This is a genomic window from Nostoc sp. DSM 114161, assembly GCF_052692665.1.
Map to the genome: position 1 here is coordinate 3,958,781 of NZ_CP195141.1, position 24,689 is coordinate 3,983,469.

Below are 24,689 nucleotides of genomic sequence, written 5' to 3' on the forward strand. Positions count from 1 at the left end.
GAAAATTTTATATTTGATTCTAACATCGCCTATTTTAAGCATCTGATTTCTTTGCCTACCATCTACAATATGGAGGCAGATACAATAACAGATATTGTAGGAGATTTTTTGGTGGATTCCCGATACAACCCCGCAGCGATTGAGGAAAAATGGCAAAAAACATGGGCAGAACTTGGCTTAGATCGAACACCCACAGCTAGCAATAAGCCAAAATTCTACGCTTTGTCCATGTTTCCCTATCCATCGGGCAGCTTACACATGGGTCACGTCCGTAATTATACGATTACTGACGTGATTGCCCGCCTCAAGCGAATGCAAGGGTATCGGGTAATACACCCAATGGGTTGGGATGCCTTTGGTTTGCCAGCAGAAAACGCCGCCATTGACCGTGGCGTACCGCCAGCAAAGTGGACTTATCAGAATATTACCCAGATGCGCCAACAATTGCAGCGTCTCGGTTTATCTATTGACTGGGAATGCGAACTCGCTACCTGTTCGCCAGATTATTACAAATGGACGCAATGGATTTTCTTGCAGTTTTGGCAAGCGGGTTTAGCTTACCAAAAAGAAGCGGCGGTAAACTGGGACCCCATTGACCAAACTGTACTGGCAAACGAACAAGTCGATAATGAAGGACGTTCTTGGCGCAGTGGGGCAATAGTGGAGCGCAAATTGTTGCGGCAGTGGTTTTTTAAAATTACTGACTATGCCGAAGAATTACTCAGTGACTTGGATAAGTTAACGGGTTGGCCGGAACGCGTCAAATTAATGCAAGCAAACTGGATTGGTAAATCCACAGGTGCTTACTTAGAATTTCCAATTATTGGCATAGATGAAAAAATCGCTGTCTACACCACACGCCCAGATACAGTTTTTGGCGTGAGTTATGTGGTATTAGCACCAGAACATCCTTTAACAAAGCGCGTTACCACCAAAGAACAACAAGCGGTGGTAGAAGACTTTATTAAAGAGATTTCTAATCAAAGCGAGTTGGAACGTACCGCTGAAGATAAACCGAAGCGGGGTGTCCCCACTGGTGGTAAGGCAGTTAACCCGTTTACAGGTGAAGAAGTACCTATTTGGATTGCTGACTACGTACTGTATGAGTATGGTACTGGGGCAGTTATGGGCGTACCGGCGCACGATGTCCGGGATTTTAAGTTTGCCCGGACTTATGATTTACCGATTGATTTTGTCATCGCTTCCCCAGATGATGTTGCAGGTTTTGACTTAACTCCAACATCGGAGACGGATGAAGTTACACAACTGGTGCAAATCGAATACAACCAGGCATACACCGAACCAGGAATTTTAATTAATTCCGGTGCTTTTACTGGCATGGCTTCTACAGATGCAAAACAGGCGATCGTGGAGTATGCCGAACAACAAGGTTTTGGTAAAATGCGGGTGCAATATCGGTTGCGGGATTGGTTGATTTCCCGGCAGCGGTACTGGGGCGCACCGATACCCGTAATTCACTGTCCCAATTGCGGGATAGTACCAGTGCCCGATAAAGATTTGCCAGTACAGTTACCTGAAGAGATAGAATTTACTGGACGTGGTGGTTCTCCTTTGGCGCAATTGGAAAGCTGGGTAAATGTGCCTTGTCCGACTTGTGGTACTCCAGCAAAGCGGGAAACTGACACGATGGATACTTTTATTGATTCCTCGTGGTATTTCTTGCGTTTTCCAGATGCTAAGAACGAACAACAGGTTTTTAATTCCACTAAAATCAATGACTGGATGCCAGTAGATCAGTACGTAGGTGGAATCGAACACGCAATTTTACATTTGTTGTATTCGCGCTTCTTTACTAAGGTACTGCGGGATAGAGGTTTGTTGAATTTTGACGAACCCTTCCAACGCCTGTTAACTCAAGGTATGGTGCAGGGTTTAACTTACACAAATCCTAATAAGAGTGGTAAAGATAAGTGGGTTCCTTTTAATCTTGTAGATCCAGCCGATCCGCGAGATCCTAAGACAGGTGAACCACTGCAACTCGTTTACGCCACCATGTCTAAATCCAAGGGTAACGGTGTAGCGCCAGAAGATGTAATTTCCAAGTACGGTGTAGACACAGCGCGGATGTTCATTTTGTTCAAAGCGCCGCCTGAAAAAGATTTGGAATGGGATGAAGCCGATGTCGAAGGACAATTCCGCTTTTTAAATCGGGTTTGGCGTTTAGTTACAGATTATGTTGCTGCTGGGGTATCCGATCAAAAAGCCGAAGTTTCTGATTTGAGTAAGGCAGAAAAGGAATTGCGGCGGGCAATTCACACCGCTATTCAAGCGGTGACGGAAGACGTTGAAGATGAATATCAATTCAACACAGCTGTTTCAGAATTGATGAAGTTGAGTAATGCTCTAACTGATGCCAGCTGCAAAGATTCACCAATTTATGCAGAAGGTATTCGGACTTTGGTGATTATGCTAGCGCCTTTTGCACCACACATTGCCGATGAATTATGGCATTTGTTGGGTGAAAGTGATTCAGTTCACACGCAAACCTGGCCATCATTCGATCCGGCTGCTTTGGTAGCTGATGAAATCACTTTAGTGATTCAAATTATGGGCAAAACTCGCGGGGCAATTCAAGTACCAGCACAAGCTGATAAAGCCGCGTTGGAGAAATACGCCCGCGAATCTGAAGTTGCCCAACGTTACATCGAAGGCAAAGAAATTAAAAAGGTAATTGTGGTGCCTGGAAAGTTGGTAAATTTTGTAGTCAGCTAAAGGCATGGGGAGTGGAAGACAAGGGGCAGGGGAGGTAGGGGAAAAGGGAAAAGGAATAAATTTAATCTTTTCTCCTTACCCCTTCCCCTTTCCCCATACCCGGCTCTTTCTTTACTTGTCGGTCAAAACTGTTGCAGTTGCTAACGCTTCTACTAAACCACGGACAGCGGCAATCATCGCTACTTCGCTGTTGAGTTGGTTGATGGCGGAACCAACACCAACACCAGCGGCACCAGCGGCGATCGCTAATGGTGCGGTAACGCTAGAAATGCCTGAAGCACACAGTACTGGTACTGTGACGGCACGAGAAATTTCATAAGCTGCTGCCAAGGTGGGGGCAGCTTTTTCAATTAATCCTAGAGTTCCAGGGTGAACTGGGTTACTGCTAGTACCGCCTTCGGTTTGGATAATGTCTGCTCCAGCTTTCACCAGTTCCTCTGCTAGTTGTACTTGGCGATCTAGTTCCAGGATGTGGGGAACGGTGACAGATAAGGTAATTTCTGGCAGCAGAGCGCGGGTTTGCTTAGTCAAAGCTAGTACTTCCTCAGCCTCGAAACGGCGTCCTTGAGCATAAAATGAATCGAAATTTCCGATTTCAATTAAATCAGCACCAGCAGCCACAGCTTGAACAAATTTCTCTGGTTCGACTGCTGACACACAAATTGGTAAATTTGTCAAACTCTTAGCTAGCTGGACTAAGCTCGAATCAGCGGCGATATCGACAAAAGTAGCACCACCAAATTCAGCAGCTTTGACAGTAGCGGCAACACTAGCAGTGTCGAAGTTATTTAAACCGCTGATTACTTTGAGAACGCAGCGGTTAGCAAATGCACGTTGGAGTGTGGAATGCATCGTCATAGTTCGGCTTTGAAGCTACAAAAATTAGGTATATTCTACCGTTCCTTAGTCGATCGAGAGCCTAAATCACTATGACAATTGCTAAATTTTGATAGCTCGATCGCAATGTGGATTGTAAGCGATCGCTTAAACTACCAATCAGTATACTGTAATTGTACGTAAATTTTTACACACTTCACTTCCCATCAAATAGTAGTTCTATATATCTAAAAAATTTATCTTTTTCGATATATCAGAGGGTGTAAGGGTAAATGATGGAATATTTTTTTGAATTACTAGATAAACATCATCATATTCATTGCTTTCTTTAAAGAACCTTATTACTTCATTTTTCTTCCAGCCTTGAATATAAAATATAAAATTATTCTTTTCATTTTGAACGGCAAGTAAATCTATAGTTTTTGTTGGATTTTTTTTCACAATTTTACTCAATTTCTGACGTTGAATTTGAGTATCTGTAAATAATGATGTTTTTAGAGGCTTAACCCGAACTTTACTAGATAAAAGTTGCATTTCTAGCACTACAGGGATTGAATCAGCAACCACAAAAATTCGTTGCTCTCTAGATGGTAAATTCTGGAGATTATTGGCAAGTCTTTTGTTGTCTTCGGTTTGAGTTTCCCAATAGGGATAAGGAACTGAATAAGAAACTCTGTAACTTACAAAAAATATACCAATCACAATTAACGCCAAGCTAATGCCGATGATTTTTTTATTTTTGCAAAAAGGAAGTACTTTTTTCAAGGTAGCGTACAAGAATACTGCATTACCAATTGCTAAAACTGGAGAGACATAGATGAAATGACGGGCTGGATAATAGTTTGGTAGCCAAAAGATATAATTGAGAACTAGTGTAGGAAAGATAAATAACAGAGTTAAAGAGCCGCGTTTGACCCATAGGTAAACCAAAGTAATAAAGAAAATGAAAATATATAATGGATTACAGGCTTGAAGAAAGGCTTTGTTTCCTACTTTGAAATTTTTAATTACTATATCAGGGCCATGATAGAAAATTAAATCTTCCAATATACCATCACTTTCTAGATTAATTTCTGGAAGTTGCGATTTGACTGCGAAAAATATAATTATGGCGAAAAAAATATATAAGCTAGAATAAGAAATAATTTTTGTTAAAGAATATCGCTCTAGAAAAAAGCAACCTGGAATAAGTAAAAACATTAGGACTGCATCCAGCCTAAACATTAAGCATAAGGAAAAGGCAGAAATTATCAATATATCTAATAATATTAATTTTAGTAGCCCAGCATCTGAAGATTTTTTCTCTGAACGATATGCAATTAACGCTAAACCTATGAACATCAATAATACAGCTTGGATCATTGGATGACCATACAAACTTGTACTCCACCAAACTGGAATCAATATTAATAGTAAATTCGCTAATACTGCCGTGGTTACTCCCCAATATTTTTTGACAAGATAAAAAACAGGAATAACCATTAAAATTGAACTCAAAGAACTTATATAGTTAGCAATTGGGGTAATTATAGTAAAGTTATTTTGAAAAAACGGTCTAAAAATATCTATTAGTGCATAGTAGCCAAAAGAGATGTTGCGACCATAAAGCAATGGGCTACCTAATGGTTTTCCAGATATAACTGAGTCAATTATTCCGATTTCCATTCTGAAACCATCCCTCTCACCTGGTGTATCTCTGTAAGTGAAAGGTAGATAGGAGATACTGGCTAAAATTAACAGCAAAACTACTGTCAGGATAATTTTTCGTCTGAATTGCATAATGGTAATCTCAGTTTTTTATTGTCAATCTAGTTCAGTTAAGAATGATTGTCCCCTGGATTGGGAGTAAGCAAATACGTTGGTTAAGAAAATGATAAGCTAGTATGCATTTAAATTCTATATTTTGCGCTCAAGTTGTCAAGAGTCTCAAGTGAAAGTTAGCCTTTGGACTCTTGAAAGACGATAAACATCGATCGCATAATTATTTACGCAAATTCACATTACGTATTTATTGTTTAAAAGTTTGAGCTAAAATATTGATTTCGGAATAAAAACTAATTCTATAATGGGTAGATTATGACTAAATTGAACAAATTAGAAATCCAACGTTTCAAGAGATACAAATTTGCCCCAGCTTGCGAGAAAGAGCAAGTAGTTTTTGGTGCTAGGCGGCCTGGATACACTAATCAAATGGTTGAAGATTGGATAGAATTCATGAAAAGCCAAGGTATTAAGCGAGTTTGTTGCCTTCTTCCCGATGAACAATTAGCTTCCTACTCCGATCTTCTAGGGAGATACAAACAGGAATTTGGTAGCCAACTAGTTTGTTGGGCGCCGATCGCAGATTTTCATTTAGCTGATTTAGAAACCCTTACACACAAAATAATTCCTTTTTTATCAGAAGCAGATAAACAAAATCAAAAAGTTGTTGTACACTGCTCTGGTGGAATTGGACGTACTGGACATGTGTTAGCGGCATGGCTAGTTAGCGTCCGGGGATTATCAAATGAAGCTGCAATCAAAGCTGTGAAAAAAACAGGGAGAAATCCTTATGAAGCGGCGATCGCTGCTGTATTCAAAGGCAAAAATCCTTGGAAAGTTGTAAAAGACACTAACATACTTTTGAATAATTGTCGTCTAGCCGTGCAGGGCAAATAGTAGATAATCGTATAATTCTAACGAATGCAAAATTTATTTAATATGTGTCTTAATGACGAATTTTCAATTACGAACTAGTGCAATCAATCTACTTAGAAGGCAAACTCTATGGTAATGGTTTTAGATAAAGTAGTCCCTTTTGGGAGGTCAATGGATGAATATATAAAAATGTTTAATTTGACAAAAGCAGATTTAAATAAAAGAATTATTGGAATTGGGGATGGCCCGGCAAGCTTTAATGCTGAAATGACACGTCAGGGAAAAAGTGTAGTTTCTATCGATCCACTGTACCAATTTTCTGGCAATGAAATTCTACAAAGATTTAATGAGGTAGTAGATAACATTATCAATCAAGTTAAGGCTACACCAAACGATTGGGTATGGAGCTATCATAAATCTCCAGAAGACTTGCGACACAATCGAGTGAAAGTCATTCAAGAATTTTTAGCTGATTATGACAATGGCAAAAAGGCTAACAGATACATATTTGGCGAATTGCCAAACTTGGCATATCAGAATCAAGAATGTGACATAGCTCTTTGTTCGCATTTGTTGTTTTTATATTCAGACCATCTAGATTATGATTTTCACTTAAATTCAGTGGGCGAAATGCTCCGTATAGCTCAAGAAATCAGAATATTCCCTCTCATAGATTTAATGTTAAAGCCTTCGCCACATTTAGAAAAAATAATTAAATATTACGCGGACAAAGGTTACAAGATAAATATTGAAAAAGTTCAATATGAACTACAACCTGGTGGAAATCAAATGTTGAAAATAACCAAAAATGGGAATATAATTTAAAATTCTCAAAGACTATTGTTAGACTAATAAAAATACAATCGCGTTCAGTGTTGGTACTGTTTTTCGCCCTATGCTGCCAGTCATCTATTCCGATGAATTTTTAGATCATAAGACTGGGAAATACCATCCGGAAAAACCAGAAAGGTTGACAGCGATCGCTAATGCCCTAAAAGCAGCTACGTTTGCAGATAAAATCGCATGGCGATCGCCCACACCAGCACCAGAACAGCCGGAGTTGATGCCTTTGTTAGTTAAGGCTCACAGCCCAGCCTACATCAAAAAACTCTCTTTCATTGCCTCTAGTGGCGGCGGCCCTTTGGATGGAGATACCCCAGTTTCGCCCCGCAGTTATGATGTGGCATTGTTGGCCGTCAGTGCTTGGTTAGATGGAGTTGAGGCTGTATTAAAATCCGGTAATCCGGCTTTTGTATTGGCGCGTCCACCAGGACACCACGCCGAAAGCGATGCTGGTATGGGCTTTTGCCTATTTTCTAACGCCGCGATCGCCGCTTTTTTTGCCCTAGAACAACCCGGAATTAACCGCGTCGCCATCCTCGATTGGGACGTACATCACGGTAATGGTACTCAGGCGATCGTCGAAACTCATCAGCAAATCGCCTACTGTTCCATACATCAGTACCCATGCTATCCCGGTACTGGCAGAGCAACAGAACGTGGATTTTATAATAATGTCTTGAATTTACCAGTACCCCCTGGTAGCGATATTACGGTCTATCAGCCATTATTTGAAAAAAAGGTAGTACCGTTTTTAACTAACTTTGAACCGGATTTATTAATTGTCAGTGCTGGTTATGATGCCAATGCGGCAGATCCTTTGGCAAGTATCAACTTGCAATCAGAAGATTACGGTTTATTCGCCGATTATTGTCTAGGCCTCACTCGTAAAATTCTCTTCGGTTTAGAAGGTGGCTATGATTTTGATGCACTTTCTCAATCGGTTGTAGCAACTATCGAACGTTGTTTACTTTAACCTGCCGCAAAATCGTAATATTTCTTTACATTTTTTTCGGCGATTGCTTTCCTCAGGCGTTCTCCAAAGTCGCAACATTTGTTCACATTTCCCAGATGCGATCGCGTAGTCTGCCGGAGGCGATTGCCTTTCAGCAGCTTCGATCGGTCTGGGAAAAAATAACGTCTTTTTATTTAAAAATTTTTTAGGGTTTCTTTTTTCTCAGTATAATCTGGGGATTGTCTATGGATCTCCTTTTGTATATGCACTGAGATAGATGCACATGGCTAGGAATTTTTTCAGTAAATTCTCTAGAATCTCTTCTTGAGATTTCAGAAAATAGTCTTGAAAAATAAACCTTTTATAGATATTTGGTTTATTGAGTATTTGTCACTGAATTGACGAGTCCAGAATCATATTTACGTAAGTTTAAGGTTTCATAATTTTTGTTGGGACTTGTGTCTCAGTAATTTCTTTTACAAATACTGTTTGAGGTTCATCAAATCTTCAGAAATAAAAAGTTTGAGCAGTGTTCATAAACAGCTAAAGTTTTGTTAAGATGCAATTGCTAGCACTTTTTCAGCGAAATTCACCTATCACCATGTGGAGAAATAAAAAGTACTAGCGGCACAAAGTTTAGAAGGTGAAGAAATGACCACCTATATTTTTTTCGATGAAGCCTTACGAATGCTGACCAACGCTTTTTTGATATCAGCAATACTGTTAATAGCAGCTTCTGGTATAGGTTTAGCTGTAATTGAAACAATAGAAAAGACAGGAGAACGCTAAGTTCGTAGATAGCAGTGTAATTATTGCTAAAAACCATTGGGTGCAAGTGTTCGCTGTGAAATAATCCTGGGAACACTAAACTATAAAAGTCTCACAGCGTTGCAGTCTTACCTGGAAGTCCAGCAAATGCACGGGTAACTGTATCGCTATTGAGACCTTAACCAAGGAGCTACTACAATGGGTCTACTCGATGCTGTGTTGGTTGCAGGAAGCCAAAAACCAGTACTGAATTCAGCGGAAGCTTTTGCTGTTATAGTTTTGATGGCAACAGCCCCAGACGGTTACCTTTCCGTCGAGCAATCAAACTCTATCACTTGTGTGCTGTCTCGGATGAAACTTTTTAAAAGTTATCCCCATGAGATGATGAAGAGTCTGTTGGATAAAATTTTATCTCTTTTCCAAGAGGATCATTTTAATACTTTATTTAATGCTGCTAAAGATTCTCTATCTCAAGACTTGCGGGAATCGGCTTTTGCAGTAGCCACCGATTTAGTCTTGGCTGAAGGTATAGTAGCTGAAGAAGAAAAAAACTTTTTGAATGATTTGTATCAAGCTTTAGGCGTTTCCAGTGAGATAGCAATACAAATTATCCAAGTAATGTTAATTAAAAACCGAGTATAGCTTAACAGAAAATATCCGCAATTTCAACTATATGAATACCCGATAAATAAATTAGGCCAAATTTGATTCCCTAAAAAAATACCATACACTATAAAGCAAGCTACAGTAAGCGAAAGGCACTTAATCTTTCCCTATTAGCTATATTACCAAAAACTATTAAGCTCGCGAATTGGTTATTACTTCATACACTATTATCCAACAGCCGAGCTTGGATGATTTTAAGTTGCTCCTGAGTCTTAATTGGCGCTCGTGGTGTTGGTAATTCAGTATTAGGCCAGCTTAATAAATCGTTGCAGGGACACGACAAAGCTGGCATCCCAAGGTTTCGTGCAGCCACTGGCATTGTGCAGCGACAGCAAGGTAGCATCTCCCATACCGATGTCAACAGTTCGGCAATGGTTTCGTCTGTACCTTCCAAATGACAGTTGGCAGATTCTTTGGAGAGAATCTGCTCCCAGCATTCTTCAAATTCTTTACTATAGCGATCGCCATCTAGTACGGATTTTGGCAAAATGCTTGCCTTGCCGTTGCCGACGATTACTTTCTTACCGAGTTGAAACCAGTAGGCGAGATATGCCTTAACTTCTTGTTTAGTAGCCATATCATAATTGTAAATTTTAATGAGGATATTTCGGAGGTTAAATGTTTAATTTTGAATTAAGTCTTTGACGTTGGTAATGGCGAACCAAGAACAGTAAGATTGAGAGCATAGCCACCAGCGATTAGATAAACAGCATCGCACAGCGAACTTAGCCGCCGTACTAAAGAACCCAGGCGATCGCGGAACGTCCTGCCAATAGGGTAAGCTGGCACTATACCCCAACCCACTTCTTCTGCCACAAACAACATATCAGCAGCCACCAAATCCACCGTGTCTAAAAACTCTGCAAGCATATTTTCCCAGGTTTGGTCATCTTGTTCTAGAAGATTAGCTACCCAAGTTCCTAAAGAATCAACCAAAAGACAGGTATGGGGTTTGGCGTCAGCAAGGGTAGCAGACAGTTCCACAGGTACAGACAGAGTTACCCAGTCTTGGGGACGACGTTTTTGGTGTTCTAAAATGCGTTTGTGCCATTCTTCATCATCTGGGTTATCAGTGGCTGTTGCTATGTAAATAACTGCTTTGCCCGACTCTATGGCCAGAGTTTCTGCCCACTCACTTTTACCAGATCGAGCTGGGCCTGTTACTAAGACGACTTTACCCAAAGTACTTTCCTGAGTATCTTCACAATATGGCTACGTTTGCAGTTTATCATCACAGCAGTTAACTGTTGGCTTCCTCACCCGCCTGGAACTAAAGTTCCAGGCTAACAGATCAAGTCTACTCAAGTAGACTCAAAAATTTTGCGTGTATTTAGTCATCTTTATATTACTTTTGCTATGAGCAAGGAACTTCAGTTCCTTGGGGGACATCGGTTTTACGTTAAGTTAACACTAATGACAGCTGTTTTGCCCCTACCTGTGTACTTCATTTACCTGAAAAACGCTGTATCTCTACTTCTAACTCCTAACTCCTAACTCAACATCAGCACTCCCTATTTGCCCAAATTTTTATTTCACAGGTAAGATTTTTGATTTTAAATAACTTTTAAGAGATAAAATTAGCACCAGCATCATTGGAAATTAATAATTACAGTAGATTGCAAGTTGGTGAAGTAAATAAATTTAAGTCTGATAGACAAGCATAAAATCTGTTTGACTTGTGTGACTAGGATAATTCACCAATTCTGCTGTATGTTTCAAGTCGGGATTGAAAACCCGCCAATAACTCGACAGCAAACTATAGGGTATGTTTATGAAACCAGGCTTAAAACGTATTGAAGCAACTCTACACGATTTAGGGACTCGTGGGACTGATGCCGCTGAACCAGCAGATTCAACAAAGCGGCCTTTCTCTTTTAGAATCAGTGTCGCAGCTAACGAACCTACAAAAAGCACAAATCCATCTTCTGAGGATGCTGAAGTCAACATACAAGGACAAGCAGCTGGCGTTGGCGTCGATACAGAACAAAATTTATTTCGCCAGCACGACTCTGTGCAAACGTTTCAAACAGAAGAGAACGGTGGTAAAACACCCAGCCTACCCAAGTTCAAAACTCCTAACATCAGTAGCCATCGTCACGGAGCAAATCCAGGCTTGGCAATGAACTTACTGCTAGAAATTCAGGAAAGCGTTGCTGGTTGGCAAATAGAACTACAAAATATTTTGCAGGAAATTCAGGATATTTACTTAGAAGGCCCAATTGTCAATGGCTGGTTAGAATGTAATTCCACCGAACCAGAACCAGGTGGAACTGCAACACTCCGTCATGCAGAAATTGACAGGCTCATGAACTATGTCGAAGAAATTTGTGCTAGTGGTGGGAAAGTGTCCTATCAATCATCTGCTACTAGCTATCGCCTCTGCGGTGTGGATGATTCTGGTAAAGTTTGGTCGCGCCCATGTCCAGCCGATCAGGTTCCTACCGTTAGTATAGCGATCGCTCGTTACCAAAAATTACGTCAGTTGTTGGGGCGCAAGCAAACTTTGGAAACGCGTTTGGCTCAACTTGCTCAAAGTCTTGTAGTTTTACATAGTCATATTCAGCAAACGTGAAGTTTTAAAGATTTTTTCCGAAAAAACTCGGTTGGTGGGTAGATAAAATTTGGTTTAGATTAACTAAGACTAAATGTGCATTAGATTTAACAAAACAGAATTCAGAAGTCAGTCGTCAGAATTCGGTTGAGAATTTTGTACGAGTGGCAGATGAATAAAGGGTGAAACACTATACCAAAATTTTCAATTTGGTGGTCTTCAGTGATTGCTGATTCAGAATTCACCAATTCTGAATTCTTCTTTAAGATTTTGATCGAAAATCCCAAATTAAATCTATGCCAGATATCCAAATCTCTGCCATTATCTGTACCCACAATCGAGATGCCTATTTAGGTGCTGCAATTGATAGTCTTTTAGCGCAGGATTTTGCTGCTAATTTTGAAGTTGTAGTAGTTGATAATGGGTCTAGCGATCGCACCCGTGAACTAGTAGAACAAAGGATTGACGATCCCCGCCTAAAGTATATCTTTGAACCCACCATCGGTTTATCTGTCGCCCGCAACACGGGTGCAAAAGTGGCTAGTAGTGATATTTTGGCTTATCTAGATGACGATGCCGTTGCGAGCAAGGGCTGGCTGCAAGTTTTATATTCTGCCTATTACAATAACTCTAAACTAGCGATCGCAGGTGGCAAAGTTACTCTCATCTGGCCTGAAGGAGTGCAACAACCACGGTGGCTATCTCCAGGGTTAGCAGGAAATCTAGGTGCATACGACTTGGGTGACAATATCATCTACATTCAGCAACCTGGCTCAACACCGAGAGGCTTAAATTACTCCATCCGCCGTAGTTTTTTAGAAGAAATTGGAGGTTTCGATCCTCATCTTGGTCGAGTGGGGAAAAATTTATTATCTAACGAAGAACTACAAATGACCGAATTTGCCTTACAACGCGGTTGGCAAGTCGCTTATCTTCCAGAAGCACTAGTCGCTCACAATGTTGCTCCAGAACGCTTGCAACGTTCTTGGTTTTTAAACCGAGGCTGGTGGCAAGGTATCAGCGAGTGCTATCGAGAACAACTCGCTGGCAGAGCTGGCATCGCTCAATTACGGCGAGGCAGCGAACGATTTTTGCGCGGTTTGTACAAGGCATTACAATATTTCTCTGACCCAGCAGAACGATTTGATAAACTTGTGTATGCTTACGGTCAAATTGGCTACTTAAATGCTGCTATTCAAGGTCTTTTATCCACATCAAATAAGAAGTCATCACTATCATAAATTATACTCATTATGTCAACTAAAATACCAGTTTCCGTATTAATTCCCGCGAAAAACGAACAAGCCAACTTGCCAGCTTGTCTCACTAGTCTCAGCAGAGCAGATGAAATATTTGTAGTCGATTCTCAAAGTACCGATAATAGTGTTGAAATTGCTAACAGTTATGGCGCAAATGTCGTTCAATTTAAATTCAATGGACATTGGCCTAAAAAGAAAAATTGGTCTTTAGATAATCTCCCTTTTCGTAATGAATGGGTACTAATTGTAGATTGTGACGAACGCATCACTCCCGAACTTTGGGAAGAAATTGAGCAGGTAATTAATCAAGATGAATATACTGGTTATTATCTCAACCGCCGGGTATTTTTCTTAGGAAAATGGATTCGCTATGGTGGAAAATACCCCGATTGGAATCTACGTTTATTTCAGCATAAAAAAGGACGCTACGAAAACCTACATACAGAAGATATTCCCAACACTGGCGACAACGAAGTTCACGAACATGTAATTTTGCAGGGGAAAGTTGGCTATCTAAAAAATGATATGCTCCATGAAGATTTCCGCGACCTTTATCATTGGTTAGAACGGCACAACCGTTATTCAAATTGGGAAGCCCGTGTTTATTATAATATTCTCACAGGTCAAGATGATAGCGGCACTATTGGTGCAAATTTATTTGGTGATGCAGTGCAACGCAAACGCTTTTTGAAAAAAGTATGGGTACACTTACCGTTCAAACCCTTTTTGCGATTTGTGTTATTTTATATCATCCAACGCGGTTTTTTAGATGGCAAAGCAGGATATATATATGCACGTTTACTGAGTCAATATGAATATCAAATTGGAGTTAAACTTTACGAATTACGGAATTGTGGCGGTCATCTAAATACTGCAACTACACCAAAGCAGGAAATTATTGAGCAGGGAAGCAGAGGAGCAGAAGGAAAGCTATTGACAATAGACTCCTAATTCTAGCAATTTTAGATTTTGAATTTTGGATTGAAGGAGAAATTTAAAATCTAAAATCTGAAAATCTTAAAATCTAAAATCCAAAATTGAATGACTAATGACAAACCTTTCGTAGATTTACGCAAATATGACCAATCTTGGTTCGATCGCGGGCGTCCAGCTTGGTATATTTTATTATGGTGGTTTGTACAAGCGATCGCCTTTCCCCTGACTCCCCAACCATTAAATATTTTACGTTCTACCCTACTGAGATTATTTGGCGCTCGTATCGGCAAAGGTGTATTGATTCGCCCCACAGCCCGTTTTACTTATCCTTGGAAAATTACTATAGGTAATTACAGTTGGATTGGAGATAACGTAGTTTTATATAGCCTCGATGAAATTAACATCGGCGAACACTGCGTAATTTCCCAGAAAAGTTACCTCTGTACTGGTAGTCATGATATCCAAGACCCTGCCTTTGGCTTGAAAACAGCGAGTATCACCATTGAAAATGGCGCATGGGTGGCGACAGATTGTTTCGTTGGACCGGGAGTAAAAATTGGTGCTAATGCTGTGATTGGCGCTCGTAGTAGTGTTTTTACCAGTATGCCTTCTGGACAAGTTTGTTGGGGAAGCCCCTGTCGTCCGAATAAAGCCCGGATAAAACTCGATCCTGTCACAACTCCATAATTTATTTGGATAGACCAGGGCAGCACAGCTAATTGTGCTGCCCTATGTTTTTCATATTTATAATTTAATCATCAATCATTCCTCTGTAAAATTTCAGTTGTTTTACTTACAGATTATATAATTTTTATACGAAGACAGCAGATTGGAAGTTCCTTAAGTAAACTAAGTAAATTTCAAAACCAAGCATAAAACCTGTTTTAATTTATAATTCTGGCTTTGAGAATTTCTTTTTGTTAATGAGTATATTTTATACAAACTATGCTTGACAGATCTAGGCATTTTTTTGGAGATAGTTTACTTTTAATTAAATCTTTTAAGTTTTAAGTACACAATTCGTGCGTATCTCAAAAATTTGGGAGAAGATGTGGTATCTCAAATCAATCGAGAGATGGTGTTGTTGAGCAAATTACAAAACTGGAATGTAAAAACCTGTGTTCGCGAACTTGACAAAGCTTTTAAAGGCGAAGAAATTTAAGAGTTAAAAAATTTAATCATAATATTAAGTATGAATTTTAATAAAGATGAGAATAATATTATTTTAATAGTCGACCGTCTTCTTACTAGCTTAAAAAACTTATCCGATTTTTTAAAAGATTCTGGCTTTCAAGTGTTAGTAGCTCAAGATGGAGAAAGTGCGGTTAAAATTGCAGAATACGCCTTACCTGACTTAATTTTATTAGATGTAGTATTGCCAGGAATTGACGGTTTTCAAACTTGCCAAATTTTGAAAAATAATTTAGCAAATCAAGATATTCCTGTAATATTTATAAGCGAACTAACAGATAAATTAAGTATAATCAAAGGTTTGAATCTTGGTGCAGTAGATTACATTACTAAACCTTTAGAAAATCGAGAAGTATTAGCTAGGGTAAATATCCATTTACGCCTCCGAAACCTCACAAAAAAACTCACACAGCAAAATGAGCGTTTGCAGGGAGAAATTTTTGAGCGCCAGCGAATAGAAGAGAAACAGCTATCTCATTCAGCCGCTCTGATTGACATTAGCGAAAAGCAAGCTGCCCTGCGGGAACGCAAGCACGCAGAACAGAAAATTTACGAACAAGCTGCTTTACTTAATATCACTACAGATGCGATTCTCGTTCAAGATTTGAGTAACCAAATTCAATTTTGGAATAAAGGAGCTGAACATCTTTACGGTTGGATAGCACAAGAAGCTTTGGGTAAGAATTCTAATCAGCTTTTATATCGCAAACAAAACTTCTGCCAACTCAAAAATATTCAGAAAACTTTAGCTGAAAGTGGTTCGTGGCAAGGTGAGTTACATCAAGTCACAAAACAAGGGCAAGAAATGATAGTTGCTAGCCGTTGGACCCTCGTAAATGATGAAGCAGGGCAAGCCAAATCTATCTTCATTGTCAACTCCGACATTACAGAAAAAAAACAAATTGAAGCCCAATTTTTCCGCGCTCAACGGATTGAAAGTCTTGGAACATTAGCAAGTGGTATTGCACACGACCTCAACAATGCACTGACACCAATCATGATGACAATGCAACTTATAGAAGCAAAACTTTGTGATGATAAAAGTCATCAATGGCTGGGAATTATGGAAACAAATGTTAAACGTATAGCAGATTTAGTTAAACAAGTATTGTGGTTTTCACGCGGATCTGTAGGTAATTTTAAAACATTACAGGTGCAGGATTTAATTTCAAAAATAGAAAACATTATCAAACAAACATTTTCCAGAGCTATTGAAATTCGTATCGACGTTCCTACACAAAATCTGTGGAATATCTTTGGTGATGCTACTCAGCTACACCAAGTGTTGATGAACCTCTGTATTAATGCTCGTGATGCTATGCCTAATGGCGGTATCTTGAAGATTTCTGCAAATAATTTCTGGGTTGATAGCCACTATGCCAAGATCAACATTGATGCTAAAGTGGGTTCATACATAATGATTAGCGTCTCTGATACAGGTACAGGAATCCCTAGAGAAATAGTAGATAGAATTTTTGAACCATTTTTCACAACCAAAGAAGTAGGTCAAGGCAAAGGGCTTGGCCTTTCAACGGTGCTTGGCATCATCAAAAGCCACGGCGGTTTTATAAATGTAGTTACTCTTAGCAAAGGCACAGAATTTCAAGTTTGCTTACCGGTCACTCAAACAATCGAAACAGATAGTGAATTATGTGGAGATCGCGAATTACCTTCAGGGCATGGAGAATTGATTTTAGTTGTTGATGATGAAAATTCAATTCTGGAAATTACTAAAAACTGGTTGGAACAAAATGGCTATAAAGCTATAGTGGCTAATGATGGTATTGATGCGATCGCACTTTATACAAAACATCAACAAGAAATTAGTGCGCTGCTAATTGATATGATGATGCCATATATGGATGGGCCAACAACTATCAATGTATTGAAAAAAATTAATCCAGATATCAAAATTATTGGCCTTAGTGGACTAGCCTCCAACCATGAAATGATTAAAACCCTTGGTAACAACGTTAAAACCTTTTTGTCTAAGCCCTACACCTCATGTGATTTGTTAAGAAATTTACAAATGGTGCTGAATACAAAGTAGGTTGGGAATTGAGCATTGGGCATGGGGCATGGGGCAAAGGGGAAAAGAAAGATCCCTCCTTTTACCTTTCCCCTTGGCGAAGCCATCTCCTAATCCCGATCCCCAATGAGTGGTAATATGTTCTCATGGCTGCTCTAATCCTTGCTATTGATGAACAAATTATTGGATGAAACGCTGTCAATTGAAATTGCTCAACGCATAAAAAGTAGAGCTAGTACTCCCTTTGACAATGCTTATAAAGCAGCATTGTCCACTGAGGGAGCAAAATATGTTCAAGGATTTTTAACTTTTGTTGGAAAACCATATAGACCAATTGAACACAGTTGGATTGAGTTAGATGATACTTCCACCGATGACTCCCTTATACGCATTGTCGATCCAACATTACCGCACCTGAAAAAAAATCCTCAAGAACTTTGGTATTTTGCTGCACAAAAGCTGACAGTAAAAAAACTGAAAGCCATTATTGAAGAATCAAAAGAAGATTATCCAGAAGACGATCCTTTACCTATCTATGGCGAACCACCTTATGAATATTACGGTGATGTAATGTTAGGTGGTCAAGAATATTTAGCAGCCTATCAAGCAGCAGAAGCTAAATGTAAAGAAATCAACCAACTTAATCCTGAAAGAAACTAATACAATTTTATACTTTAGATTTTAGATTTTTCTTTCAAGGGTAGTCACTGCTCTACGCTAGTTGCTTTTTGATGCAAAACGACTTCTGAATTCTGGATTCTGAATTCTGAATTCTCTTTTAATACGATTTACCATCACTACCAAAATATTCCCGATAGCCACAAATTTTGTCTCCGCGCACATCAAAGGAAACTGCTACTCGATTTTTGTAAGGTTGTCCAAACAAAAGTCCTTCATCACGGAATTCAAAGACAGCGGTTGTTTCATTGCTGGTAACACGGTCTAGACCAGTTAGCTCCAAGCCAGGGGCGAAGGATTGAGAAACATACTCGAAAAATTCTCTAGCTCGGTCTTTTCCCACATTCAAACCGTGAAATTTTCCCATAGGAAACCAAAAAGTGAAATCTTCTGAGAGCATATTTAACAATGCTTCCCACTCCCCTGTTGCCATCCCATGTGTAAGATTCTCAAATCCCTGCCGAGCAACTTTTAAAGTGTTTTCTGAATTTTGTGTCATTGTAGCTCCCCTTTGATATCTAACTTCTATACATTTTTAGTTTTTAGGTTTTAAAATTACTAGCAGTAGTTAGTTGAAATAGTGAAATATGTTGCGTAATTTATACATAATTTCATGAATTGTAAAGCTAGTTATATTGTTGAGGCTTGGTGGCGATCGCATTCATAAATAGTAATACTTTTAATCAAAATTATACACAGCTAGATTAAAACAGCTATGTTAACCTACGAGTATCTATTAGTTAATTATTTTTGTATGTAACTTCTTCATCTGCGAACAAGTGTATACAGCATAATTCAGCCAGAATCTACGAGTAAGACAAGCTTAATAGTTAATTTAAGGACTGAAATTGTGTACTTCATTTTCTTTAAAATCTTAAGAATTTTTAAATTTTTATTTTAAATTACAACTCAAGGTTAATTTATTCAACAAATTTAATAATTATTATGTAATTACTAAATTAGTAAAAACTAGCAATAGATATGGTTAAAGAACATCAAGACAATCAAAGCTCAAATTCCATCCATAATAACGTTGAGATTCAAATGAACACAAAGATCTTTACAGGGCGCAAACATGTAGAAACTGAGGAGTCACTCAACTCAGTTGTCAAATTTCCACAAGTACCTTTTGACGTGAAAAACTTTGTTATTGGAGAAGATGCTACTGCCCAAGTTCTATCCATTAACGAAAGTACAGGTGAATCTACACAGCGAGTAGTCTTGAAAAAAGGTTGGAGCGCACCTGTTGGTCATTTTACTACCAATGTGGAAATTTTTGTCTTAACAGGCGCACTTTCCCAGGGTGGGTTTATACTACGCAATCTTAGTTACTCTTTTATCCCTGCTGGTATACCTACTGGGCCTTGGAAAACAGAAGAAGACACCATTTTATTGTGGATGCCAGATGCTACGCCCACGTATATCACAGAAGACTACGCAGATCTCCCGCAAATCCCGGAAACTTCTGTATATCATACAAAGATGCAGACTCATGAACGCATGACTGAGTATATTCCATTGCAAGAACTCCACGCAATGAAATGGGAGAGTACAACCTTTTTGCCTCCTGGTTCAGCCCGTAAAAGTCTGTATACCAATAAAAAAACTGGACGGGCTACGTGGATTCTCGGTTTAGTACCTATGTGGATTGAAGGCAATTTCTATGCTGGTCATCCAACTACTGAGGAGGCGTATGTGATTTCTGGGGATGTGCTTGGACATTGGTCTATGAGCGACGATCCTTTTAATAGACGCTATTCAGCAATGTGCAAAGATGGCTATTACTGGCGACCCGCACACATTCCACACGGGCCGTTTTGGACAGAAAGTGGGGCACTACTTTTGTTTCGCACTAATGACCGCCTAGATTGTTATTGGATACTACATAATCCAGATATTACTCAGCAAGATGAGATACGTCTGAAGGCTGCAACTAATAAGGACAAGTAAAGTTTTAGTAGAGCGAAAACTTTTTTTATAAGGGCGATCGCACTCCTCCAAGCACAACCACCAAAGCAAATAACTTTATCCACAAGGATGTTACAATGACGGATGCCTTAGGATGGCGAAAAAAATTCGGAGTGCTTGCGCCCAGCACTAACACCATTGTGGAACCCGATTTTCACGCGATGGCCGTACCAGGCGTTACGTCTCACATGTCCCGGATTCATATTCGCGACCAGGACTTGAGTAGCGATGAAAAAATGTTGCGTATTCTAAAGGAAATCGACAACGAAATTTTTTTCGCAGTCGATCGCATCATGACTGCGGCTATCGACTATCTAATTATGGGAATGAGTGCCGAGACTTTTTGGGGAGGAATCGAGGGGAATCGAGCCTTCATCAAACGCCTTGAAGACTACACTGGCCTGCAAGTTGCTACCGGCGCTTCAGCATGTCAGGCAGCTGTGGAAGCGTTCAAACTAAAAAAGATTGCAGTCATCACCCCTTATCAGGCTGTGGCTGACGATAAGTTACGCCGCTTCTTTAGTGACATCGACGTGGAAATCCTGCGGCTCAAAGGATTGCGTTGCCCTACGGCAATAGCGATCGCTGAAGTCTCTGAAGATACTCTTCGCAACTATCTTCAGGAAATCGATGGTGATGATATAGATGGGATCGTACAGATGGGTACTAATTTGAGTATGCTCAGGCTTGCTGACGAAGCAGAGCGGTGGCTCAAAAAGCCTGTCATTGCCATCAATGCGGCAACCTGGTGGTATGCCTTACGACAAAACCATATTAGCGATCGAGTCTACGGGTATGGCAGACTCTTGAGAGAATTTTGAATTACCAACTACGAAGTTTTAAAGCTCGGTGTTTGTAACGGACTATGCACAATAAAACAATTAGCAATATAACGGCTTTCATCGTAGATGGCTCCACAACCTTTTTCACTTCCGTGGGGGTTTGAGGAGTTACACTACATGGAATTTCAATAGTTTGTGTGCGATCGGAACCATTATTATTTGGAGTTAGATCGCATTCTCCTTTGTTGGTGAGAGACAAAGGTGGATTTGTGGGAGAAGAAATCAATGGCTGTCCTGAAGAGCCTGAAGAGCCTGAAGAGCCTGAAGAACTACCATCATCCAGTAGTAGAAGCAGAATTAAACCAAGACCGCCAACTCCAATTATTGGCCAGAGTGGGAAGGAATCAGAACTGTCTTGTACCAAGACATCTCCCTCAGAACCAGGGAAAGTATCGAGACTTATTGTTTCTCCCTCCAATGGGACTGGATTGTCAGCCAGCAAAATATCTCCTGGTATATCTTCTCCTAAGAGTTGATTGAATTCTTGTGGAATTGCATTCAAGGGGCGTCCGAATTCCCCACCATCTTCAGAGTATGGAAAGGATAGTACTTCAAAAATCCTCTTTTCTAGTTGGTTGGGATCTCCAGAATTCAGCGCATCCAAGCCTCTAGAGATTTTATCTACATAAAAATTCGTCATTTCTGGCGATAGCCCTAGAGACTGAATCTGCTCTTTGATGTTGGAAATTTTTGAGGCTTCTTCAAACAACAGGCGTCCGTATGACAATTTCAAGTTTAGTAATCCATTACGGAGGCTCAGTGAGTCATTGCTTCCTGAATATGGGGCCCAGTAGAACTGCTTGGTTACAAGTCCCAACCCTTCTACTGGGTTACGGCCAAAAGATTGTCCCAGGACGTATTGAGATCCATCCATGATTGTGGAGGATTCTTTTCTCCAAAATGAAGCGAAAGGTACTGTAGAGAGATTGCGATTGTTACCGTAAAACCTAGCGAAATTCTGAAAATTTTTCTCCCCACCAGCCGCTTGTATCAGTAGATTTTGATAGCTAGTCCCGCCATTTAGATCGATTAATCGCTGGATTACCGTTCCAGTTTTATTGCAAGTCAAACCAAATCCCACATCACATCCAGGAATTACTCGCATCTGACTGAGATTTTGGTTATTGATTTGGTATTGGAGATACTCATACTCCAATCCTCGTTGGATACCATAGCGGCCAATCTTTAACTGTGCAAAAGCAGGCTGCCACGTAGTGAGTACTACAGCAACAGATGAAAATGCAATAGTCGCACAGCGAACCGCCTTTGACATACCAATTGTTTGAATACTTGATTTAGGCAAGATGTACCTCCGATAAATGGGAATTGGGCAAGCGGGCAGGTGTGGGAGGTGTGGGAGGTGTGGGAGGTGTGGGAGGTGTGGGAGGTGTGGGAGGATGGGGAAGAAATCTTTCCCCCCTCTCTCCCCACACTCCCCCATCTCCCCATCTCCCCATCTCCCCATCTCCCCAGTCCCGACTTCAACTCTTAGGTAAATCAATATTGATTGTGATTCCGGTACCTTTGAGATTTCCTGATGAGAGTGTGTGATATATGACCAATGCTCGGTTTGGTTGGTCAAAAAGGAATGCGCGAGGTGTAGGTTTGATCTTCCCTTGTTTAACTAGAGAAACAAAAGCTTCTAAATATCTACGTATACCTTGGCGGTTCTCTTCATTAGTATTCATATGACGCTCAATTAGCATCATAAAAAAGTCCAAGCTACGATTTTCTTGACCCTCTATCAGATTTCCCTCATCTAAGAAAGAACTTGCTATGAGTCTGTTATCAACTTGTTTGACTTTAAAAACAGTAAAGTAACGTCCTTCTTTTTTAGGATCGTTCGCATAACAAACCCACGAACCTTCTTGATTCTGTGTAAAACCCTGAGCGGCAAGGTAGGAAAGCAAAGAATTGCTTGCTTTGGTTTGTAGTGGAGGCAATAAATCTTCAATGGGATCTAAAGAGCAAATCCTTTGAGTTGTTGTTTGTTGAGGAACAGTAGGAGTCTTTTGGGTATAGACGCCAGTAGGCTTGTCCTCAGACATTGCAATATTAGACATCGCAGCCAACGCAGAGACTTGGAAGAAAAATATTCCAAATAAACGAAAAATAATATTCATGTTTTTCCTGTTACTTTTGCTTACATTGTCAATAATTAACTTGTTACTAGAGCGGCATTGAATTAGTAGTCTTAATTTATTTGCGAAATTTAAGTATTTCCCTCATTTGGTCAACTTTAATATGGATTTTCAGGAAGAATCTATGACTATTTGATATAAATAAATCAGCACAAATAGGCATAAATATTATTTAAATAAAATGCCAAATATCAAACTTATATTGATAATAGTAAACTTGCTTTTCGATATTTTTGCATATACGAAAAACAACTGGTACTATGCCAATTTTGTATATTTAAATTGAATTGTTCGCTATTTTCAGAAGGTTTTGTGATATACCCTTCTGTCTGTGATGATTATTAGAAAGTGGCTTTATTAGCTATTTGATAGCTTATATAACCAGCTTTATAAAAGCTCTATGTCTTGGACAGTAAGCTTTTTATTGATTCTGGTGGTAGATTAAATAATGTTTTGTGTCTTTGGAGGTAGCGCACCTAACTAGCTGTTTCAGCATGTTTTTTATTTGATGTATAAATAATATCTCTTGACAGTAAAATAATATTACCATGAGCCTGAGATGTGCAACACTTTTGTGGACAGTTGTCAAAGTTGTACACAGTGAATTGGAACCACCTCTTGATTAAATTTTATGGCAAATACGTCATACTCAAAGTCAATTGACTTACGCACACCTAGTATTTTAGAATTTAATGCTATTATTCTTGAGCTTAGTAGTAAAATGTTTTAAATATAACAAATATTTAAATTAAGTACGGATAATTAATATATATATGGTTGTTGGATAAGGCTGATTGTCTGAGTTTTTGGCTACAGGCGATCGCATCAAGGAAAGTTAAATTAAATTACAGTTATATAACTATTATTTAGCAGAGTGTTGTTATAGAACTTAATAAGCCTGAATCTTTTTATTCGCCGATAGTTTGAGGATTGCTACATATTGTTATGAGTAAACACATGTAGTTATGTTTGCTCTGTAGATAGAGGAATATCCTGAGCAAAATGAGTACAATCCTTTCATGGCGATCGCTATTCTTTACCACAATCAAAAGATAAACTTGGTGTTTTGACAAGTTTTGGCTGTATGATGAATGCGGAATTTTTTTACAGGATTCCTTTGATGCCTTTAGGCTTACTCTGGCTGGCTTATGCTTTCTTGGGGTGGTATCTTGCTGCTAACCATATTATTTGGTTAGTGGGAGCTTTTGTAGCTGCTGTGGTTATAGCTGTAACGCGCAAGAGTATTTCTTGGTTAGAACGTTTAGTTGAATTTGGTTCTAAAGCCTTAGTTGTTATCTTATTTTTAAGCATATCAATTGCTTTAATCGCAACTTGGTCGTTATTATTTAGTCTATTTATCATACCATTAGCAACTACGCTTTTAGCTGACTTGGAAATGCGTTTTGCTGGTTTTAATAAAATAGATTCATTTTGGATATTAACAATCCTAGCAATACTTGGTTTGATAGTGGGTGAAGTAATAGATATTCTGTTTTTTCCCAGTAGCAGATATTGAATAATTCTATAAAATTAATGATTATTATATCTTTTGAAAGATGACTATAAATTAGGTAATTTAAACTTGGCTTTTGCTGATATAACAGCGCTTTTCATTTGGATAGAATACATGCTTGAATACTAAATTATCGTAAGGGCAC

At 39.3% G+C, this 24,689-nt stretch carries 23 protein-coding genes; 15 read left to right on the plus strand and 8 right to left on the minus strand.

Translation table 11 applies throughout. The features are described from left to right. The first annotated feature begins 111 nt into the window (after positions 1-111). Entirely contained in the window at positions 112-2,733 is a 2,622-nt protein-coding gene (gene leuS, locus NSTC745_RS17175; protein ID WP_445638213.1) for a leucine--tRNA ligase, read from the plus strand. Positions 2,734-2,844: 111 nt separating this feature from the next. Here leuS and NSTC745_RS17180 read toward each other — a convergent pair whose 3' ends face one another. Together NSTC745_RS17180 and NSTC745_RS17185 are read right to left on the minus strand one after the other, a co-directional pair. Next, entirely contained in the window at positions 2,845-3,591 is a 747-nt protein-coding gene (locus NSTC745_RS17180) for a DUF561 domain-containing protein (RefSeq protein WP_445638214.1), read from the minus strand. A 198-nt stretch (positions 3,592-3,789) separates the two neighbouring features. Further along, the gene (locus tag NSTC745_RS17185; protein WP_445638215.1) at positions 3,790-5,349 is read right to left on the minus strand and encodes a hypothetical protein; all 1,560 of its coding nucleotides are present in this window, start codon (positions 5,347-5,349) and stop codon (positions 3,790-3,792) included. Between the two features lie 297 nt (positions 5,350-5,646). On the opposite strand from NSTC745_RS17185, the gene NSTC745_RS17190 reads away from it, so the two are divergent. From NSTC745_RS17190 to NSTC745_RS17210, 5 genes are all read left to right on the plus strand, one after another. Next, a complete protein-coding gene (locus tag NSTC745_RS17190; protein WP_445638216.1) occupies positions 5,647-6,228 on the plus strand; it encodes a protein-tyrosine phosphatase family protein in 582 nt (193 codons plus the stop codon). Positions 6,229-6,336: 108 nt separating this feature from the next. Beyond that, complete coding sequence (locus NSTC745_RS17195; protein ID WP_445638217.1) at positions 6,337-7,032, plus strand: SAM-dependent methyltransferase; 696 nt, start codon at positions 6,337-6,339, stop codon at positions 7,030-7,032. Positions 7,033-7,102: 70 nt separating this feature from the next. Further along, entirely contained in the window at positions 7,103-8,023 is a 921-nt protein-coding gene (locus NSTC745_RS17200; RefSeq protein ID WP_445638218.1) for a histone deacetylase family protein, read from the plus strand. Between the two features lie 630 nt (positions 8,024-8,653). Beyond that, positions 8,654-8,791: a hypothetical protein gene (locus tag NSTC745_RS17205; RefSeq protein ID WP_180267350.1), complete on the plus strand. Its 138-nt coding sequence runs from the start codon at positions 8,654-8,656 to the stop codon at positions 8,789-8,791. 177 nt (positions 8,792-8,968) lie between these two features. After that, a complete protein-coding gene (locus NSTC745_RS17210; protein ID WP_445638219.1) occupies positions 8,969-9,412 on the plus strand; it encodes a tellurite resistance TerB family protein in 444 nt (147 codons plus the stop codon). A 181-nt stretch (positions 9,413-9,593) separates the two neighbouring features. Here the strand turns inward: NSTC745_RS17210 and NSTC745_RS17215 are convergent, their stop codons facing one another. Together NSTC745_RS17215 and cobU are read right to left on the minus strand one after the other, a co-directional pair. Beyond that, positions 9,594-10,013 (minus strand): hypothetical protein, encoded by a 420-nt coding sequence (locus tag NSTC745_RS17215; RefSeq protein ID WP_445638220.1) that lies wholly within the window; start codon positions 10,011-10,013, stop codon positions 9,594-9,596. Positions 10,014-10,069: 56 nt separating this feature from the next. Next, complete coding sequence (gene cobU / locus NSTC745_RS17220) at positions 10,070-10,618, minus strand: bifunctional adenosylcobinamide kinase/adenosylcobinamide-phosphate guanylyltransferase (protein WP_445638221.1); 549 nt, start codon at positions 10,616-10,618, stop codon at positions 10,070-10,072. Between the two features lie 589 nt (positions 10,619-11,207). Here cobU and NSTC745_RS17225 point away from each other — a divergent pair. The 6 genes from NSTC745_RS17225 to NSTC745_RS17250 all read left to right on the plus strand — a co-directional run bounded on the left by NSTC745_RS17225 (position 11,208) and on the right by NSTC745_RS17250 (position 18,062). Continuing rightward, a complete protein-coding gene (locus NSTC745_RS17225; protein ID WP_445638222.1) occupies positions 11,208-12,008 on the plus strand; it encodes a hypothetical protein in 801 nt (266 codons plus the stop codon). Between the two features lie 275 nt (positions 12,009-12,283). Beyond that, a complete protein-coding gene (locus NSTC745_RS17230; protein WP_445638223.1) occupies positions 12,284-13,228 on the plus strand; it encodes a glycosyltransferase family 2 protein in 945 nt (314 codons plus the stop codon). A gap of 12 nt (positions 13,229-13,240) precedes the next feature. After that, complete coding sequence (locus NSTC745_RS17235; RefSeq protein ID WP_445638224.1) at positions 13,241-14,197, plus strand: glycosyltransferase family 2 protein; 957 nt, start codon at positions 13,241-13,243, stop codon at positions 14,195-14,197. A gap of 90 nt (positions 14,198-14,287) precedes the next feature. After that, positions 14,288-14,869 carry a hormogonium polysaccharide biosynthesis acetyltransferase HpsU gene (gene hpsU / locus NSTC745_RS17240; protein WP_445638225.1) on the plus strand — a complete coding sequence of 194 codons (582 nt, stop codon included), beginning with the start codon at positions 14,288-14,290 and terminating at the stop codon, positions 14,867-14,869. Positions 14,870-15,374: 505 nt separating this feature from the next. Continuing rightward, positions 15,375-17,423 (plus strand): ATP-binding response regulator, encoded by a 2,049-nt coding sequence (locus tag NSTC745_RS17245; RefSeq protein ID WP_445638226.1) that lies wholly within the window; start codon positions 15,375-15,377, stop codon positions 17,421-17,423. 150 nt (positions 17,424-17,573) lie between these two features. Beyond that, positions 17,574-18,062 carry a hypothetical protein gene (locus tag NSTC745_RS17250; RefSeq protein ID WP_445638227.1) on the plus strand — a complete coding sequence of 163 codons (489 nt, stop codon included), beginning with the start codon at positions 17,574-17,576 and terminating at the stop codon, positions 18,060-18,062. A gap of 118 nt (positions 18,063-18,180) precedes the next feature. On the opposite strand, the gene NSTC745_RS17255 is transcribed toward NSTC745_RS17250, so the two are convergent. Next, complete coding sequence (locus NSTC745_RS17255; protein WP_445638228.1) at positions 18,181-18,579, minus strand: nuclear transport factor 2 family protein; 399 nt, start codon at positions 18,577-18,579, stop codon at positions 18,181-18,183. 545 nt (positions 18,580-19,124) lie between these two features. On the opposite strand from NSTC745_RS17255, the gene NSTC745_RS17260 reads away from it, so the two are divergent. Both NSTC745_RS17260 and NSTC745_RS17265 read left to right on the plus strand, forming a co-directional pair. Continuing rightward, a complete protein-coding gene (locus NSTC745_RS17260; RefSeq protein WP_445638229.1) occupies positions 19,125-20,030 on the plus strand; it encodes a DUF4437 domain-containing protein in 906 nt (301 codons plus the stop codon). A 95-nt stretch (positions 20,031-20,125) separates the two neighbouring features. Then, positions 20,126-20,869, plus strand: coding sequence for a maleate cis-trans isomerase family protein (locus NSTC745_RS17265; protein WP_445638230.1), 744 nt, complete (start codon positions 20,126-20,128; stop codon positions 20,867-20,869). 1 nt (position 20,870) lies between these two features. On the opposite strand, the gene NSTC745_RS17270 is transcribed toward NSTC745_RS17265, so the two are convergent. Genes NSTC745_RS17270 through NSTC745_RS17280 form a run of 3 tightly spaced genes read right to left on the minus strand, consistent with a single transcriptional unit; the run spans position 20,871 to position 23,013 of the window. After that, complete coding sequence (locus NSTC745_RS17270) at positions 20,871-22,193, minus strand: hypothetical protein (protein WP_445638231.1); 1,323 nt, start codon at positions 22,191-22,193, stop codon at positions 20,871-20,873. Continuing rightward, complete coding sequence (locus tag NSTC745_RS17275) at positions 22,186-22,347, minus strand: hypothetical protein (protein ID WP_445638232.1); 162 nt, start codon at positions 22,345-22,347, stop codon at positions 22,186-22,188. Before NSTC745_RS17275 ends, NSTC745_RS17270 begins: the two co-directional genes overlap by 8 nt. 24 nt (positions 22,348-22,371) lie before the next feature. After that, positions 22,372-23,013 (minus strand): hypothetical protein, encoded by a 642-nt coding sequence (locus tag NSTC745_RS17280; protein WP_445638233.1) that lies wholly within the window; start codon positions 23,011-23,013, stop codon positions 22,372-22,374. 1,105 nt (positions 23,014-24,118) lie between these two features. Here NSTC745_RS17280 and NSTC745_RS17285 point away from each other — a divergent pair. Beyond that, positions 24,119-24,547 (plus strand): hypothetical protein, encoded by a 429-nt coding sequence (locus tag NSTC745_RS17285; RefSeq protein ID WP_445638632.1) that lies wholly within the window; start codon positions 24,119-24,121, stop codon positions 24,545-24,547. Positions 24,548-24,689: the final 142 nt, after the last annotated feature.

Bases quoted from the DNA above. Each gene is read 5' to 3' on its own strand.
- NSTC745_RS17180 (WP_445638214.1), bottom strand. From the start codon at position 3,591: ATGACGATGCATTCCACACTCCAACGTGCATTTGCTAACCGCTGCGTT.
- NSTC745_RS17185 (WP_445638215.1), bottom strand. From the start codon at position 5,349: ATGCAATTCAGACGAAAAATTATCCTGACAGTAGTTTTGCTGTTAATT.
- NSTC745_RS17190 (WP_445638216.1), top strand. From the start codon at position 5,647: ATGACTAAATTGAACAAATTAGAAATCCAACGTTTCAAGAGATACAAA.
- NSTC745_RS17195 (WP_445638217.1), top strand. From the start codon at position 6,337: ATGGTAATGGTTTTAGATAAAGTAGTCCCTTTTGGGAGGTCAATGGAT.
- NSTC745_RS17200 (WP_445638218.1), top strand. From the start codon at position 7,103: ATGCTGCCAGTCATCTATTCCGATGAATTTTTAGATCATAAGACTGGG.
- NSTC745_RS17205 (WP_180267350.1), top strand. From the start codon at position 8,654: ATGACCACCTATATTTTTTTCGATGAAGCCTTACGAATGCTGACCAAC.
- NSTC745_RS17210 (WP_445638219.1), top strand. From the start codon at position 8,969: ATGGGTCTACTCGATGCTGTGTTGGTTGCAGGAAGCCAAAAACCAGTA.
- NSTC745_RS17215 (WP_445638220.1), bottom strand. From the start codon at position 10,013: ATGGCTACTAAACAAGAAGTTAAGGCATATCTCGCCTACTGGTTTCAA.
- NSTC745_RS17225 (WP_445638222.1), top strand. From the start codon at position 11,208: ATGAAACCAGGCTTAAAACGTATTGAAGCAACTCTACACGATTTAGGG.
- NSTC745_RS17230 (WP_445638223.1), top strand. From the start codon at position 12,284: ATGCCAGATATCCAAATCTCTGCCATTATCTGTACCCACAATCGAGAT.
- NSTC745_RS17235 (WP_445638224.1), top strand. From the start codon at position 13,241: ATGTCAACTAAAATACCAGTTTCCGTATTAATTCCCGCGAAAAACGAA.
- hpsU (WP_445638225.1), top strand. From the start codon at position 14,288: ATGACTAATGACAAACCTTTCGTAGATTTACGCAAATATGACCAATCT.
- NSTC745_RS17245 (WP_445638226.1), top strand. From the start codon at position 15,375: ATGAATTTTAATAAAGATGAGAATAATATTATTTTAATAGTCGACCGT.
- NSTC745_RS17250 (WP_445638227.1), top strand. From the start codon at position 17,574: ATGAACAAATTATTGGATGAAACGCTGTCAATTGAAATTGCTCAACGC.
- NSTC745_RS17255 (WP_445638228.1), bottom strand. From the start codon at position 18,579: ATGACACAAAATTCAGAAAACACTTTAAAAGTTGCTCGGCAGGGATTT.
- NSTC745_RS17260 (WP_445638229.1), top strand. From the start codon at position 19,125: ATGAACACAAAGATCTTTACAGGGCGCAAACATGTAGAAACTGAGGAG.
- NSTC745_RS17265 (WP_445638230.1), top strand. From the start codon at position 20,126: ATGACGGATGCCTTAGGATGGCGAAAAAAATTCGGAGTGCTTGCGCCC.
- NSTC745_RS17275 (WP_445638232.1), bottom strand. From the start codon at position 22,347: ATGGGGAGATGGGGAGATGGGGGAGTGTGGGGAGAGAGGGGGGAAAGA.
- NSTC745_RS17280 (WP_445638233.1), bottom strand. From the start codon at position 23,013: ATGAATATTATTTTTCGTTTATTTGGAATATTTTTCTTCCAAGTCTCT.
- NSTC745_RS17285 (WP_445638632.1), top strand. From the start codon at position 24,119: ATGAATGCGGAATTTTTTTACAGGATTCCTTTGATGCCTTTAGGCTTA.